General features: G+C 70.3%; 15 protein-coding genes. 2 read left to right on the top strand and 13 right to left on the bottom strand.

What is annotated here, in order from left to right:
• Positions 1-56: 56 nt before the first annotated feature.
• From atpA to N798_RS15895, 7 genes are all read right to left on the bottom strand, one after another.
• Positions 57-1,694: a F0F1 ATP synthase subunit alpha gene (atpA, locus tag N798_RS15925; RefSeq protein WP_035950497.1), complete on the bottom strand. Its 1,638-nt coding sequence runs from the start codon at positions 1,692-1,694 to the stop codon at positions 57-59.
• A gap of 109 nt (positions 1,695-1,803) precedes the next feature.
• The gene (locus N798_RS15920) at positions 1,804-2,613 is read right to left on the bottom strand and encodes a F0F1 ATP synthase subunit delta (protein ID WP_035950495.1); all 810 of its coding nucleotides are present in this window, start codon (positions 2,611-2,613) and stop codon (positions 1,804-1,806) included.
• Positions 2,613-3,278: a F0F1 ATP synthase subunit B gene (locus N798_RS15915; RefSeq protein WP_156971778.1), complete on the bottom strand. Its 666-nt coding sequence runs from the start codon at positions 3,276-3,278 to the stop codon at positions 2,613-2,615. Before N798_RS15915 ends, N798_RS15920 begins: the two co-directional genes overlap by 1 nt.
• Positions 3,279-3,335: 57 nt before the next feature.
• Positions 3,336-3,578, bottom strand: coding sequence for a F0F1 ATP synthase subunit C (locus tag N798_RS15910; RefSeq protein WP_371870442.1), 243 nt, complete (start codon positions 3,576-3,578; stop codon positions 3,336-3,338).
• Positions 3,579-3,664: 86 nt separating this feature from the next.
• On the bottom strand, positions 3,665-4,483 hold the full coding sequence (gene atpB, locus N798_RS15905; RefSeq protein WP_035950486.1) for a F0F1 ATP synthase subunit A: 819 nt from the start codon (positions 4,481-4,483) through the stop codon (positions 3,665-3,667).
• An 85-nt stretch (positions 4,484-4,568) separates the two neighbouring features.
• Entirely contained in the window at positions 4,569-4,865 is a 297-nt protein-coding gene (locus tag N798_RS18810) for an AtpZ/AtpI family protein (protein ID WP_035950483.1), read from the bottom strand.
• Complete coding sequence (locus N798_RS15895; RefSeq protein WP_156971776.1) at positions 4,862-5,296, bottom strand: hypothetical protein; 435 nt, start codon at positions 5,294-5,296, stop codon at positions 4,862-4,864. The genes N798_RS18810 and N798_RS15895 overlap by 4 nt, the downstream gene beginning before the upstream one ends.
• A gap of 126 nt (positions 5,297-5,422) precedes the next feature.
• Here N798_RS15895 and N798_RS17605 point away from each other — a divergent pair, with 126 nt between their 5' ends.
• A complete protein-coding gene (locus N798_RS17605; protein WP_084100879.1) occupies positions 5,423-6,835 on the top strand; it encodes a sugar transferase in 1,413 nt (470 codons plus the stop codon).
• Positions 6,836-6,924: 89 nt separating this feature from the next.
• On the opposite strand, the gene N798_RS15885 is transcribed toward N798_RS17605, so the two are convergent.
• The 5 genes from N798_RS15885 to rpmE all read right to left on the bottom strand — a co-directional run bounded on the left by N798_RS15885 (position 6,925) and on the right by rpmE (position 11,537).
• The gene (locus tag N798_RS15885; protein ID WP_035950478.1) at positions 6,925-8,199 is read right to left on the bottom strand and encodes a serine hydroxymethyltransferase; all 1,275 of its coding nucleotides are present in this window, start codon (positions 8,197-8,199) and stop codon (positions 6,925-6,927) included.
• The gene (locus tag N798_RS15880) at positions 8,192-8,965 is read right to left on the bottom strand and encodes an L-threonylcarbamoyladenylate synthase (protein WP_035950475.1); all 774 of its coding nucleotides are present in this window, start codon (positions 8,963-8,965) and stop codon (positions 8,192-8,194) included. Before N798_RS15880 ends, N798_RS15885 begins: the two co-directional genes overlap by 8 nt.
• Positions 8,966-9,289: 324 nt before the next feature.
• Positions 9,290-10,147: a peptide chain release factor N(5)-glutamine methyltransferase gene (gene prmC / locus N798_RS15875; protein WP_035950472.1), complete on the bottom strand. Its 858-nt coding sequence runs from the start codon at positions 10,145-10,147 to the stop codon at positions 9,290-9,292.
• Complete coding sequence (gene prfA / locus N798_RS15870) at positions 10,144-11,226, bottom strand: peptide chain release factor 1 (RefSeq protein WP_035950469.1); 1,083 nt, start codon at positions 11,224-11,226, stop codon at positions 10,144-10,146. The genes prmC and prfA overlap by 4 nt, the downstream gene beginning before the upstream one ends.
• A gap of 95 nt (positions 11,227-11,321) precedes the next feature.
• Positions 11,322-11,537 carry a 50S ribosomal protein L31 gene (gene rpmE, locus N798_RS15865; RefSeq protein ID WP_035950466.1) on the bottom strand — a complete coding sequence of 72 codons (216 nt, stop codon included), beginning with the start codon at positions 11,535-11,537 and terminating at the stop codon, positions 11,322-11,324.
• Positions 11,538-11,891: 354 nt separating this feature from the next.
• Here rpmE and N798_RS15860 point away from each other — a divergent pair, with 354 nt between their 5' ends.
• Positions 11,892-13,427, top strand: coding sequence for an APC family permease (locus N798_RS15860; protein ID WP_052117455.1), 1,536 nt, complete (start codon positions 11,892-11,894; stop codon positions 13,425-13,427).
• A 115-nt stretch (positions 13,428-13,542) separates the two neighbouring features.
• Here the strand turns inward: N798_RS15860 and rho are convergent.
• Positions 13,543-15,099: transcription termination factor Rho (gene rho, locus N798_RS15855; RefSeq protein ID WP_035950463.1), on the bottom strand; the 1,557-nt coding region annotated here is incomplete at its 5' end.

Here is a 15,099-nt window from a genome sequence, read left to right as displayed (position 1 = left end):
AGCGACCGCGCCTGCCGTGCCGGGCGGTCACGCGAGGTGACCACCCGGCATACGGGTCAGCGCTTCTGCTTGACGATCTGCTCCTGGGCGGAGTCGAGGGCGTCGTCGCCGCTCTCGGTCTCGTCGCCGACGGGGACGATCTCCTTGTTGGAGGGCTCGAAGCCCTTCTTGAAGGAGTCGATCTCGGCCTTGAGGGCCTCCTCGGTGGACTCCTCGAACTTGCCCGTCTCGCGGATCGCGGCGAGGAGGTCGGCCTTGCTGCGACGCAGGTGGTCGAGGAACTCGCCCTCGAAGCGGCGGATGTCCTCCACCTCGACGTCGTCGAGCTGACCGGTCGTGCCGGCCCACACCGAGACGACCTGCTCCTCGACCGGGAACGGCGCCGACTGCGACTGCTTGAGCAGCTCGACGAGGCGAGCACCCTTGGCGAGCTGGGCCTTGGAGGCCGGGTCGAGGTCGGACGCGAACATCGCGAAGGCCTCGAGCGCACGGAACTGGGCGAGGTCGAGCTTGAGACGACCGGAGACCGACTTCATCGCCTTCGTCTGCGCGGCACCACCGACTCGGGAGACCGAGACACCCACGTCGACCGCGGGGCGGACGTTGGAGTTGAAGAGGTCGGCCTGGAGGTAGATCTGGCCGTCGGTGATGGAGATGACGTTGGTCGGGATGTAGGCCGAGACGTCGCCGGCCTTGGTCTCGATGATCGGCAGGCCGGTCATCGAGCCCGCGCCGAGCTCGTCGTTGAGCTTCGCGCAACGCTCGAGCAGGCGGGAGTGCAGGTAGAAGACGTCACCCGGGTAGGCCTCGCGGCCCGGCGGACGGCGCAGGAGCAGGGACACGGCGCGGTAGGCCTCGGCCTGCTTCGACAGGTCGTCGAAGACGATGAGGACGTGCTTGCCCTGGTACATCCAGTGCTGGCCGATGGCCGAGCCGGTGTAGGGGGCGAGGTACTTGAAGCCGGCGCTGTCCGAGGCCGGGGCGGCGACGATGGTGGTGTACTCCATCGCGCCGGCCTCCTCGAGGGTGCCGCGGACCGACGCGATGGTCGAGCCCTTCTGGCCGATGGCGACGTAGATGCAGCGGACCTGCTTCTCGGGGTCGCCGGTCTCCCAGAACTCCTTCTGGTTGATGATCGTGTCGACCGCGACCGTGGTCTTGCCGGTCTGGCGGTCACCGATGATGAGCTGGCGCTGGCCACGGCCGATCGGCGTCATGGCGTCGACGGCCTTGAGGCCGGTCTGCAGCGGCTCGTGGACCGACTTGCGCTGGACGACCGAGGGGGCCTGGAGCTCGAGCGCACGGCGCTCGTCGCTGGCGATGTCGCCCATGCCGTCGATCGGGTTGCCGAGCGGGTCGACGACGCGGCCGAGGTAGGCGTCACCGACGGGAACGGAGAGGACCTCTCCGGTGCGCTTGACCTGCTGGCCCTCCTCGATCTTGGAGAAGTCACCGAGGATGACGACACCGATGTTGTGGACGTCGAGGTTGAGCGCCAGGCCCAGCGTGCCGTCCTCGAACTCGAGCAGCTCGTTGGTCATGCACGAGGGCAGGCCCTCGACGTGGGCGATGCCGTCGCCGGCGTCGCTGACGCGGCCGACCTCTTCGCGGGAGGCCGCGCCGGGCTCGTAGGACTGGACGTAGGTGTCCAGCGCGTCCCGGATCTCCTCCGGACGGATCGAGAGCTCCGTCATGTGATCTCTTCTCCTCGGTTGACAGCCCCCGGTGGGGCCGAAGTGTGTGGTCTGTCGTCGTGCTTTTCAGGTGTGGTCGAGCAGTACGGCGGTATGCCGTGGGGTCCGGTCAGCCGGCGAGGTCGCGACGCACCGTGTCGAGACGGCGCACGACCGTGCCGTCGACGACCTCGTCGCCGATCTGGACCCGGATGCCGCCGACGACGCTCTTGTCGAGCACCGTCTGCAGGGTCACGGGCTTGCCGTAGATCGAGCGCAGCGCCGACTTGAGGCGCTGCTGCTGACGCTCGTCGAGCGCGACGGCGACGGTGACGAGGGCGGTGAGCTCCTCGCGGCGGTCGGCCGCCATCGTGAGGTAGGACTCGAGCGCGCGGTCGAGGCGACGGCCCCGATCCACGCGCACGGCCTGCTCCGCGAGACGCAGGGTCTCGGGCGCGACCTTGCCCTCGAGCAGGCGGCGCACCACCCCGGCCTTGCCCTCGCTGTCGGTGTTGCGGCTCGAGAGGGTGTCGCGCAGACCGGTGTTCGCCGCGACGATCCGCTCGAACCGGAACAGCTGGTTCTCGACGTCGTCGATGCGACCGGCCCTCTCGGCGCTCGCGAGGAGCGCTCGGACGGCCAGGGCCTCGACGGCGTCGGCGAGGTCGCCCTCGGACGACCAGCGCTGCGCGACGACCTCGCCGATGACGCCGTTGGCCGACTCGCTCACCTTGCCGCCGAAGAGGCGCTCGGCCAGGTCGCGCTTGGCCGACCCCTCCCGCGACGGGTCGGCGAACGCACGACGCAGGCTGATGTTGCCGTCGATCGCTGCCGCGATCGAGAAGAGCTCCTCGGCCAGGGCGGCGCGGTCGACGCCCTCGAGGGCACCGGCGAGCGCCTTGTCGGCGGCCGCCCGCGCCGCGCGGGACGAGCCAGCCATCAGGCGTCCCGCCCTGCAGGGCCGTCGGCGCCGAGGTCGAGCTCGCCCTGCGCGGGCTGGTCCGCCGCGGGAGCGGCGGCCGGGGCGGTGGCGCCGACCTTCTCGGGGCGGACCGAGCCGCTCTCGAGCTCCGCGAGGAAGCGGTCGATCATGCCCTTCTGGCGGACCTCGTCCTCGAGGGACTCGCCGACGATGCGGCTGGCGAGGGTCGTCGAGAGAGCGCCGACCTCGGAGCGGAGCGAGACCACGGCCTGCTGGCGCTCGGCCTCGATCTGACGCTTGGCCGACTCGGTGATCCGGCTCGCCTCCGCCTGGGCCTTCTCGCGCATCTCGGTGACGATCGAGGCACCCTCGGCGCGCGCCTCCTCACGGATGGCGTTGGCCTCGGTGCGGGCCTCGTGCAGCTGGGCTTCGTACTGCTGCTTCGCTGCCTGGGCCTGGGCCTGGGCCTCCTCGGCCTGCTCCATGCCGCCCTCGATGGCGGCGCGGCGCTCCTCGTAGGCCTTCTCCAGGTTGGGGACGACCTTGGTCGACACCACCCAGTAGAGGATCCCGATCATCACGAGGCCGAAGATCAGCTCGGGGATGTGCGGGATGAGCGGCATCTTGGCGCCCTCGGCCGTGGCCAAGGAAACAACCGACGATGCGGTGGCGGTGAACTGCACGGGTACTCCTAGTGCTTCGTGCCGGATCTCAGGATGGGTGCGCCGCTAGGGCGTCGGTCAGGCGCCGGGGACGAAGTAGAGCACCAGGCCGAAGATCGCGAGCGCCTCGGCGAGCGCGAAGCCGAGGATGGCGATCGGCTGCAGGAGGTTGCGGGCCTCGGGCTGACGGGCCACACCGTTGATGTAGGCGGCGAAGATCAGGCCGACGGCGATGGCCGGGCCGATGGTCGCGAGGCCGTAACCGACGAGCGAGAGGTTGCCTTCCACGATGATTCCTCTTTCGTGTTTCTGGGGGTCCATCCGGCGGTGTGCCGGGCGGAGGTATCGGGGGTGTTGCGTTCGGTTCTATGAAGTTGTGGTGGAGCAGTCGGGGGGCCGGGCGACCGTCAGTGGTCGTCGGCGAGCGCGCCGGCGATGTAGCTCGCCGAGAGCAGCGTGAAGACGTAGGCCTGCAGGAACTGCACGAGCGCCTCGAAGAGGAACATCACGGCGGCCATGATGAAGGTCGGCACCGAGAGCAGCTTGAAGACGACACCCTGCGTGAGGAAGAACGCGCCGGCGCTCACGAAGAGCACGATGAGCATGTGGCCGGCGAACATGTTGCCGAAGAGTCGCAGGGCCAGCGTGAGCGGCCGGGTGATGAAGTACGTGATGATCTCGAGCAGCATGATGAACGGCTTGATCCAGCCGGGCAGCCCGTCCGGGACCATGTGCGCGAAGTAGCCGCCGAGGCCCATCTTCTTGATGCCGATCCAGTGGTAGACCACGTAGACGACGATGACGAGCGCGATCGGGAAGCCGATCCGGCCCATCGTCGGGTTCATGACCGGCGGGATGATGCCGAACCAGTTGTTGACGAGGATGAGCGAGAAGAGGCTGAAGAGCAGCGGCACGAACTTGAGGAAGTGCTTGGTGCCGATCATGTCGCGGGCGACGCCGTTGCGCGCGAAGTTGTAGAAACCCTCCATGAACCACTGGCCCTTGGACGGGACGACCGCGGCGTTCTTCGACAGGGCCACCATGACGACGCTGAGCAGGAGGACCGAGACGCCGCCCCAGACCATCTGCTCGGTGATGGCCCAGTCGCCCTCACCGACGATCGGGAGCCAGAAGATGTCGGGCGTCGGGGTGTGGAACTCACCACCGCCCTCATCGGCGGCGACGACGGCGGTCGTGGTCCCTGCAGCGAGCGCAGTCAGGATCACAGGTGGTTCTCCTCGTTCATGGTGATGGCGGCACCCTGCGTGCGCGGCTCGAACGCGAGTCGCCGGCGGCCGATGGTCAGGGGCGTCACGTCGTACCGTACCGGAGCCAGATGGTGTACAGCGACAGGGCCATCCCTGCCAGGATCCCGAGCACGACGACGAATCCGGTGCCGAGGAGGCGGTCGATTCCCCACCCGATCGCACCGAAGACAGCAGGCCCGGTGATGAGGTACGCGATGACGGTCGCACCGAGCGCGTCGGCCCGTGCGGTGGCGCTGGGGAGCTCGGGGTCGTCATGCCACGTGGCGAAGGGCTCGTGGCCCTCGACGCCCTTGGGGAGCCTGCGGTCGGCGCCCTCGGGGCGCTCACGGTCCTCGGTCACGAGGCACCTCCGCGGTCGAGCGACCCGGGCGCGACCTCGTGGCGCGCGCGGACGTAGCCGACCACCTGGCCGACCTGCATGACGAGCGTCTGGGCGATCGCCGAGAGCGCGAACGGGCGGCCGTCGAGCCAGTCGGCGCCACGCAGCGCGAGCACCGCGGCGACGACGAGGATGAGCTGCCCGAGGTAGACGACGCCGGCGCCCGCCATCGACGTGGCGGCCGGGCCGAGGACCACGGCGGTGATGCCGAGCAGGCCCACGGTGAGGACGACGAAGACGAGCGCGGCACCCGCGAGGGCCGACAGCGCGGCCCGCTCACCGGCATACGCCCAGACGGTTCCGGCGAGGACGGGAAGGGCGATCATCCCGGGGACGAGAGCACCTCGCAGCATCATCCGGACCGGGGTCCGGGGCGCGGGGTTCGAAGTCACTGGGAGCTCTCCATCGAGGTCGTTCCGGGGCTTGTGAAAACTATCACAAGCGCGGGAGCGGGACCAAACGCCCTGTCGCGCGGGGCGTCCCGGAGTCTCCCCCGCGCTCCGAATACACTTCCCGCCATGAGACAGCGGCTCCTGGTCGGCATGGTCTGCGCCGACGCCGCACTCCTCGCCGTCGCGTTCGTCGTCGCGGCGTTCCTGCGCTTCGACGACCACCCCTTCAGCGAGTCCGTCCTCGCGCAGACGCAGGGACGCGGCCTCGGCCAGATCTTCGTCATCGCCGTCGTCGGCGCCGTCCTCGGCGATGCGCTCGTCGCGGCGGTCATGCCGCAGGGACCGCCGCGGCCGACCTACTCGCGCGGCGCGCTCGGCGCGCTCTTCGCCTTCCTCGCCATCACGGCCATGATCGTCCTGCTCCGGCCCTACTACTCGCGGCCCCACCTCTTCACGACGCTCGCGATCTGGTTCGCCTTCGTGCTCCTCATGCGGCTCGTGCTCCGACTGCGGCCGTGGACCGAGCGGCTCGTCGTCATCTCGTCAGCCGACGCGATCGTGCGTGAGCTCGACGAGTCGCCCCACATCAGCGTCGTCGGCGTCATCGACCCCGAGGCCCACGGCCCGCTGCCCGCGCCGCCACCCGACACGGTCCTCACCGTCGACCTCAGCGACCGCTGGTCGCGCGAGGTCACCGCCTACGTCTCGGCCACCTCGGTCGCGGGTCGCGAGGTCCGCCCGCTCAACGAGGTCTACGAGGAGCACACCGGCCGGGTCCCCCTCGGGCACCTCTCCGAGGGCTGGGAGATCGAGACCTCCCTCCTGCGCAAGCTGCCGTTCCTTCCCGTCAAGCACGCGGTCGACCTCGTGCTCGTCGTCGTGACGAGCCCGCTCTGGATGCCGGTCGTGGCCATCGTCGCGCTGCTCGTGCGGGTCGTCGACGGCTCCCCCGTGATCTTCCGCCAGGTCCGGGTCGGGCGCCGCGGCGAGATGGTCGAGCTCTTCAAGTTCCGCACGATGCGCAACGACGCCGAGGCCCACGGCGCCCGGCAGGCCACCGGCGACGACCCGCGCATCACCCGCCTGGGCCACTTCCTGCGAAGCGTCCGCCTCGACGAGCTGCCCCAGTTCTTCAACGTCCTGCGCGGCGAGCTCTCGCTCATCGGCCCGCGTCCGGAGCAGGTGAGCTTCGTCGAGAAGTACCGCGAGGCGATCCCCTTCTACGACCAGCGCCACCTCGTCCGGCCCGGCATCACGGGCTGGGCGCAGGTGCGTCACGGCTACGCCGCGTCGGAGAAGGAGACGATCGAGAAGCTCTCCTACGACTTCTACTACCTCAAGCACATGTCGCCGCTGCTCGACCTCGAGGTCCTCGGTCGCAGCGTCCTCACCGTGCTCTCGGCGTCGGGGACCAAGCCCACGTCGCAGCACCCGTCGGCCGAGGAGGCCGCGGCGCTCGCCCGGGAGGCCGCCGAGGACGCCGCCGATCAGCGAGCCGACGACGAGCGCCGCGGTCGTCGCGGCCGCGCCGCCAGCTGACCGACCAGAAACCGACTGATTGCCCGTTCCAGCGCCACCGCCGACGTGTGCCGGCGTCGGGAGCGCTGGAACGGGCAATCAGTCGAAGGTCAGCGGGCGTATGCCGGGAAGCGCGTCACGAGGTCGGTCACCTCCGCGCGCACCTCCTTGGAGACGGCGTGCTCGGGGTCGGCGTCGCCGTCGACGACCGCTCGGGCGATGAGCCCGCCGATGGTGCGCATCTCGTCCTCGCCCATCCCCTGTGTCGTCACGCACGGCGTGCCCACGCGGATGCCGCTGGCGATGTTGGGCTTCTGCGGGTCGAACGGGATCGCGTTCTTGTTGAGGGTGATGCCGGCCGCGTCGCAGCGCGCCTCGGCGTCGGCGCCGGTGACGAGCACCTGCTGGAGGTCGTGCAGCGACAGGTGGGTGTCGGTGCCGCCGGTGGTCGGGCGGATGCCCTTCTCCCCCAGCGTCTCGGCCAGGACGCGCGCGTTGGCGATGACCTGCTTGGCGTAGGCCTGGTACTCGGGGGTGGCGCACTCCTTGAAGTTCGTGGCCTTCGCAGCGATCGTGTGCATCTGCGGACCGCCCTGCATCATCGGGAAGACGGCCTTGTCGATCGCCGCGCGGTGCTCCTCCTTGCACACGATCGCGCCGGAGCGCGGGCCGCGCAACACCTTGTGCGTCGTGAAGCTCACGACGTCGGCGTGCGGCACCGGGCTCGGGATCGCCTTGCCGGCGACGAGCCCGATGAAGTGGGCGGCGTCGACCCAGAAGATCGCCCCGACCTCGTCGGCGACGCGGCGGAAGAACTCGAAGTCGATGAGGCGCGGGATGGCCGAGCCGCCGGCGAGGATGACCTTGGGCCTGTGCTCCTTGGCGAGGCGCTCGACCTCGTCGTAGTCGATGTCCTCGGTGTCCTTGTCGACGCCGTAGTGGACCGCGTTGAACCACTTGCCCGAGAACGACATCTTCGTGCCGTGGGTGAGGTGCCCGCCGTGCGGCAGGCTCATCGCGAGGATCGTGTCGCCGGGCGACATGAACGCGCCGTAGACCGCCTGGTTGGCGCTGGCGCCGGAGTGCGGCTGGACATTGGCGTGGTCGGCCTCGAAGAGCGCCTTCGCCCGCTCGATGGCGAGCGACTCGGCCTTGTCGACCTCGGAGCAGCCGCCGTAGTAGCGGCGGCCCGGGTAGCCCTCGGCGTACTTGTTCGACAGCGTCGAACCGAGCGAGGTGAGGACGGCCGGCGATGACATGTTCTCGCTGGCGATGAGCTGGAGGCCGCCGCGCAGCCGGTCGAGCTCGGAGACGAGGACCCCGGCGATCTCGGGGTCGAAGGCCTCGAGGGCCCCGAAGTCGGAACCGTAGAACGTCTCACTCATCGCTGCTGCTCTCCTCGGGTGCTGGTGCCGTGTCGTCCGACGTGTCCGCCGGGGTGTCGTCCGACGTGTCCGCCGGGGTGTCGTCCGACGTGTCCGCCGGGGTGTCGGCCGACGGGTCTGCCGGCGACTCTAGGTGCTGGGCCGCGAGGGCCAGGATCTCGTCCGCGTCGATCGCCCCGCGGCGCAGGATGGTCGGCTCGTCGTGGGTGCAGTCGACGATCGTCGACGCCAGCCCGCCCGTCACCGGTCCTCCGTCGAGGTAGAACTCGACCGAGGCGCCGAGCTGGGTCGCGGCGTCGACGACGGTGCGCGAGGCCGGATGGCCCGTGCGGTTGGCACTGCTCACCGCCATCGGGCCGACCTCCTTGAGAAGGTCGAGGGCGACCTCGTGGTCCGGCATCCGGACCGCGACGGTGCCACCGGTGTCGCCGAGGTCCCACATGAGGGACGGCTGCGCCTTGAGGACGAGCGTCAGGGGGCCGGGCCAGTAGCGCTCGATGAGGGCGCGCGCGTAGTCCGGGACATCGGTCGCGAGACCGTCGATCGTCCGGACGTCCGCGACGAGCACCGGCGGCGGCATCTCGCGGCCCCGCCCCTTGGCGTCGAGGAGGCGCTGGACGGCGTCGGGCGAGAAGGCGTCGGCGCCGATGCCGTAGAGCGTGTCGGTGGGCAGGACGACGAGGTCGCCGAGGCGGATGCCGGCACTCGCCTTGGCGATGCCGTCCTGCCGACCCTCGGGTGTCGTGCAGTCGAAGACCGGACTCATGGGAGCAGCCTAGGACCGCCTCACTTCGCCGGGGACCGCGGGCACCCCGGCTGCGGGCTGACCTGCGAGGACGGACCGAAATTGGTCAGCGTCGGAATCGTCGTGGGGGTCCGCGTGTGCGTAGGGTCGGACCGTTTCGTCCCTGTCTATCCAAGTGAGGTGCAACGCATGCGTGGTTCCGGACTCATCTGGACGATCGTCGGTGTTCTTCTGATCATCGTTCTGCTGATGTACATCCTCTGACGAGGTCGAGCAAATGCTGTGGCCCCCTCCCGGTTCGGGTGGGGGCCACAGTGCTGTGAGGGCCTCGCCTCGTCGGTGCGTTCAGGCGCGCGTCGCGACGGTGGCTCGGGGTCGGCCCGTGAGGTCCGCCCGGTCCTCGATGTGCGACCAGGACCCGCTCGCCCGGAGCGCGGCGGGCAACGACTCGCCCTGGCTGTCGGCGTGCTCCATGACGAGCACCCCGCCGGGGCGCAGCAGGCCTGCCGCGCGGGCGGCGACGAGCCGCGGGATCGCGAGCCCGTCCTCGCTGCCGCCGTAGAGCGCGACGTGCGGGTCGTGGTCGCGCACCTCGGGGTCGACCGGCTCAGCGGTGGTGGGGATGTAGGGCGGGTTCGACACGACGACGTCGACGTCGTGGAGGTCGGGCAGCGCGGTGACGGCGTCGGCGTGCTCGACCTCGACGTCGAGCGCGAGCCGGTCGCGGTTGCGCTGCGCCCACGCCACGGCGAGGTCGCTCACCTCGACCGCGAGCACCCGGGCCTCGGGAACCTCGGACTTCACGGCGAGGGCGATGGCACCCGAGCCGGTGCAGAGGTCGACGACGACGGGACTCACGACGCCGGAAGCGACCCGTTCGAGGACCGCGTCGATCGCCCAGCCGGCGACGACCTCGGTCTCGGGCCGGGGCACGAAGACCCCCGGGCCCACCTCGAGCTCGAGCCCGCGGAACCAGCTCCGGCCGGTGAGGTGCTGGAGCGGGACACGACGGGCGCGCTCGGCGACGAGGCCGGCATACGACTCAGGGACGTCTCCGCCGAGGACCATGCGCCGTCTCACCTCGCCGGGATCGACGCCGAGGGCGTGCGCCGCGAGGGCGACCGCGTCGTGGTCGGGAGAGCCGACGCCGGCGTCGGCGAGGGTGCGGGCGGCGGCGCGGACGGCGTCGCGCAGGTCTCTCACGCGGTGCCTTCCCCCAGTGCCGCGAGGCGTGCGGCCTCGTCCGCCGACATCGCCGACTCGACGACCGCGTCGAGCTCGCCGCCCAGGACGGTGTCGAGGTTGTAGGCCTTGAAGCCGGTGCGGTGGTCGCTCACCCGGTTCTCCGGGAAGTTGTAGGTGCGGATCCGCTCGCTGCGGTCGACGGTGCGCACCTGGCTCGCGCGGATGTCGGCGCTCGCGGCGTTGGCCTCGTCGACGGCCATCTGGTGCAGGCGCGCGCGCAGGACGCGCATCGCGGCCTCGCGGTTCTGGAGCTGCGACTTCTCGTTCTGGCACGAGACGACGGTGCCGGTGGGCAGGTGCGTGATGCGCACCGCGGAGTCCGTCGTGTTGACGCTCTGGCCGCCCGGGCCGGACGAGCGGAAGACGTCGATCCTCAGGTCATTGGGGTCGATCGTCACCTCGACCTCCTCGGCCTCCGGCATGACCCAGACGCCCGCGGCACTCGTGTGGATGCGGCCCTGGGTCTCGGTCACGGGCACGCGCTGGACGCGGTGGACGCCGCCTTCGTACTTGAGGCGGGCCCACGGTCCCTCGCCGGGCTGTGGGTTGCCGCGCGCCTTGACGCTCACCTGGACGTCCTTGTAGCCGCCGAGGTCGGTCTCCGTCGCGTCGATGACCTCGGTGCGCCACCCGCGCTGCTCGGCGTAGCGGAGGTACATCCGCAGCAGGTCGCCGGCGAAGAGCGCGGACTCGTCGCCGCCCTCCCCCGCCTTGACCTCGAGGATGACGTCACGGTCGTCGTCCGGGTCGCGCGGGACGAGCAGACGGCGCAACCGGTCGGCGGCCTCGTCGGCGGCGGTCTCGAGGGCCGGCACCTCGGCCGCGAAGCCGGGGTCCTCGCTGGCGAGCTCGCGCGCCGCCTCGAGGTCGTCGGTCGCCGAGACCCACTCCCCGTATGCCGTCACGGTCGGTCCCAGCGCGGCATACCTCTTGTTGACCTCACGCAGGCGGTCCGGGTCCGAGGCGACGGCCGGGTCGCCCATCTGCCGTTCGAGATCGGCGTGCTCCTGGGCGAGGGCGGCGGCGGACTCGAACATCGGGGTACCTCTCGGGCGGCGGGGTCAGGTGGTGCAGACACGAATGCGCCGACCCGGATCCAGTGCTGGATCGACGGGTCGGCGCATCGGGGGTGCTACGCGTCGGCCTTCTTGCCGTAGCGCGCCTGGAAGCGGGCCACGCGACCACCGGTGTCGAGGATCTTCTGCTTGCCCGTGTAGAACGGGTGGCACTGGCTGCAGACCTCGGCGTGGATCTGGCCGTTGGGGGCCGTGCTGCGGGTCGTGAACGTCGCGCCACAGGTGCAGGTGACGGTCGTCTCGCCGTAGCTGGGGTGGATGTCCTTCTTCACGATGCTTCTCCTTGGATGTCTCCGGGTCGGCGGGCCCACCACGATGGTGCAAACCCTGGAGCGCCCCGCCTGCATCCGCTCGTGAGGGCGATGCTCAGGAAACGCGTTCGTGCCGTGAACCGGTCCAGCGAACAAGTGTGCCAGAGCAGGCACACGTTCCCCTAAACGGCGGGAGCGCTACACGCATTCCCCGCGCGAGCCGGAGCGTCGGTGACGCGGAAATCTCGGGTGCGCCCGGTTGCAACCGGGAAGATGCGAGACATCCGCGTCAGGTGCCGAGGAGATGTCGGCCTCCGTCGCAGGATGCCCGTCCGCCGACGCGCGGACAGGGCGCGACGGTCGTACGGTGACGGGATGGGTGAGACCGGCGACACGAGCATCGTTCGGACCAAGGACGTCGAGACCGTCCTGCGCCAGGGTGACGACTCGCCCGAGGGGCACACCGGCCTGCGCAAGAGCCTCACCGCCAAGGACCTCATGGGGTTCGGCATCGGCATCGTCATCGGCACCGGCATCTTCACGCTCACCGGCACGGGCGCGAAGAACTACGCCGGACCCGGCATCGTCCTGTCCTTCGTCATCGCCGGTGTCGTCAGCCTGCTCGCCGCGCTCTGCTACGCCGAGCTCGCGGCAGCCGTCCCGACGGCGGGCAGCTCCTACACCTACGCCTACACGACGATCGGCGAGATCTTCGCGTGGATCATCGCGTGGGACCTCGTCCTCGAGTTCGCGCTCGGTGCGGCTGTGGTGGCGCGGGGATGGTCGGGCTACCTCCAGGAGGCGTTCGACCTGCCGACGGCGTTCTTCGGCGAGGAGTCGACCGTCAACCTGGGCGCCCTCGGGATCGCCCTCGTCCTCGGGGTCGTCGCCGCCGTGGGCATCCGTGAGTCGAAGTGGGTGACCAACGCCCTCGTCGCCATCAAGGTGTCGGTCTGCGTCTTCGTCATCGTCGTCGGCATCTTCTTCGTCAAGGTCGCCAACCTCTCCCCCTTCATCCCGCCGTCGCAGCCGATGTCGGAGGACCTGCGGACCACGGGGCTCGAGCAGCCCTTCTGGCAGTGGGTCACGGGTGCGACGCCGACCGCCTTCGGCGTCACCGGGGTCTTCGTCGCCGCCGCGATCGTCTTCTTCGCCTACAGCGGCTTCGAGGCCGTGGCCAACCTCGGCGAGGAGACCAAGGACCCGGCCAAGGACATGCCGCGAGGACTCATCGGCACACTGCTCATCTGTACCTTCCTCTACCTCGCCGTCTGCCTCGTCATCACCGGCATGGTGAAGTACTCCGGCCTCAGTGAGGGCGCGCCCATCTCGGACGCCTTCGACCAGGTCGGCATGGGCTGGGCGTCCATCCTCATCGGGATCGCCGCGGTGGCCGGCCTCAGCTCGGTCATCCTCGTCGACATCGTCGCCATGGGCCGGATCGGCTTCGCCCTGTGCCGCGACGGGCTCCTCCCCCCGTCGGTGGGTACGATCTCGCCACGCTTCCGCACGCCGCTGCGGATCACGGTCGTGACGACCGCCGTCGTGTGCGTCCTCGCCGCCTTCGTGCCGCTCCACACGCTGGCCGAGATGGTGAGCATCGGGACGCTCTTCGCCTTCCTCGTCGTCTCGATCGCCGTCGCCGTCCTGCGGCGCACGAAGCCCCGGATGCACCGGCCGTTCCGCACCCCCGCCGTGCCGCTCCTGCCCATCGTCTCGGCGCTCAGCTGCGTCGGCCTCATGGCGAGCCTGGCGGTCGGCACGTGGCTGCGCTTCCTCGCCTGGCTCGCGCTCGGGCTCGTCGTCTACTTCGGCTACGGCCGCAGCCACTCCCACCTCGCCCCCGGCAACCTCGTCGCGACCGGCTACGGCCGCCGCACCGAGACGGCGGAGGAGCCGGGACCGCGCTGAGCGCGGGTTCCATGCTCTGAGCGGGCCGGCGTACGCCGTCGTCCTTTTTCCTGCCCCGTATGCCGCGAGGCGGCCTCCCGTCGTGGGAGACCGCCTCGCGGTGGACCGGGACGACTCAGTCGTCGCTCTCGTCCTCGAGCTTGTTCGAGCTGGTCTGCTGGACCTGCTTGAGGAACTCGTAGTTCGTCTTCGTCTTGCGCAGCCGGTCGAGCAGGAGCTCGATGCCCTGCTGGCTGTCGAGCGCGGCGAGGACGCGGCGGAGCTTCCACATGATCTTGAGCTCCTCCGGCGCGAGGAGGATCTCCTCGCGGCGGGTGCCCGAGTTGTTGATGTCCACGGCCGGGAAGATGCGGCGGTTGGACAGGCCACGGTCGAGCTTGAGCTCCATGTTGCCGGTGCCCTTGAACTCCTCGAAGATCACCTCGTCCATGCGCGAGCCGGTCTCGACGAGCGCGGTGGCGAGGATGGTGAGCGAGCCGCCGTTCTCGATGTTGCGCGCGGCGCCGAAGAACTTCTTCGGCGGGTAGAGCGCGGCCGAGTCGACACCGCCGGAGAGGATGCGACCGCTCGCCGGGGCGGCGAGGTTGTAGGCGCGACCGAGCTTGGTGATCGAGTCGAGGAGCACGACGACGTCGTGACCCATCTCGACGAGGCGCTTGGCGCGCTCGATCGAGAGCTCGGCGACCGTCGTGTGATCCTCGGCCGGACGGTCGAAGGTAGAGGCGATGACCTCACCCTTGACCGCGCGCTGCATGTCGGTGACCTCCTCCGGGCGCTCGTCGACGAGCACGACCATGAGGTGGACCTCGGGGTTGTTCGTCGTGATTGCGTTGGCGATGGCCTGCATGACCATCGTCTTGCCCGCCTTGGCCGGGGCGACGATGAGGCCACGCTGGCCCTTGCCGATCGGCGCGACGAGGTCGATGATCCGCGTCGTGAGGTTGGTCGGGTCGGTCTCGAGCCGCAGGCGGTCCTGCGGGTAGAGCGGCGTGAGCTTGCCGAACTCGGCGCGCTTGCGGGCGTCGTCCGAGCTCATGCCGTTGATCGTGTCGAGGCGCGCCAGCGGGGTGTACTTCTGGCGGTTGTTGCGCGAGCCGACGCTCTGCTGCTGCGCCTCCTCGCCCTCGCGCGGGGCCTTGGTCGCGCCGACGACGGCGTCGCCCTTGCGCAGGCCGTTGCGCTTGACCATGCCGAGCGGCACGTAGACGTCGTTGGTGCCGGGGAGGTAGCCCGAGGTCCGGACGAACGCGTAGTTGTCGAGGATGTCGAGGATGCCGGCCACGGGCACGAGGACGTCGTCCTCGGTGATCTGCGGCTCGTTCTCGGTGCTCGGCTCGCTGCCGCCCTGGACCGGTCCGCGGCGCTTGTCGCGGTTGCGGTTGCGGTTGCGACGGCGGCGACCGCTGCGGCCACCCTCGTCGTCGTCGTCCTGGGCGCCGCCGTCGTTCTGCGAGGCGGTGCCGCGGTCGGTGCGATCCGTGCGGTCGGAACGGTCACGCTGGTCGCCGCGCTCGTCGTCACGCTCGCGAGCGGGACGGTCGGAGTCGCGCTGCTCACGCTGCCCGCGCTGGGAGTCGCGGGACTCCTGCTCCGGGCGGCCGCCGTCGCGACCCTCGCGGTCGCCGCGGTCCGCGCGGTCGTTGCGGTCGGCGCGGTCGTTGCGGTCGGCGCG

This window comes from Knoellia flava TL1 (assembly GCF_000768675.1).
Classification (GTDB): Bacteria; Actinomycetota; Actinomycetes; order Actinomycetales; family Dermatophilaceae; genus Knoellia; species Knoellia flava.
The sequence above is the reverse complement of the archived record's forward strand: the minus strand, read 5'-3'. Positions and strand labels throughout refer to the sequence as shown.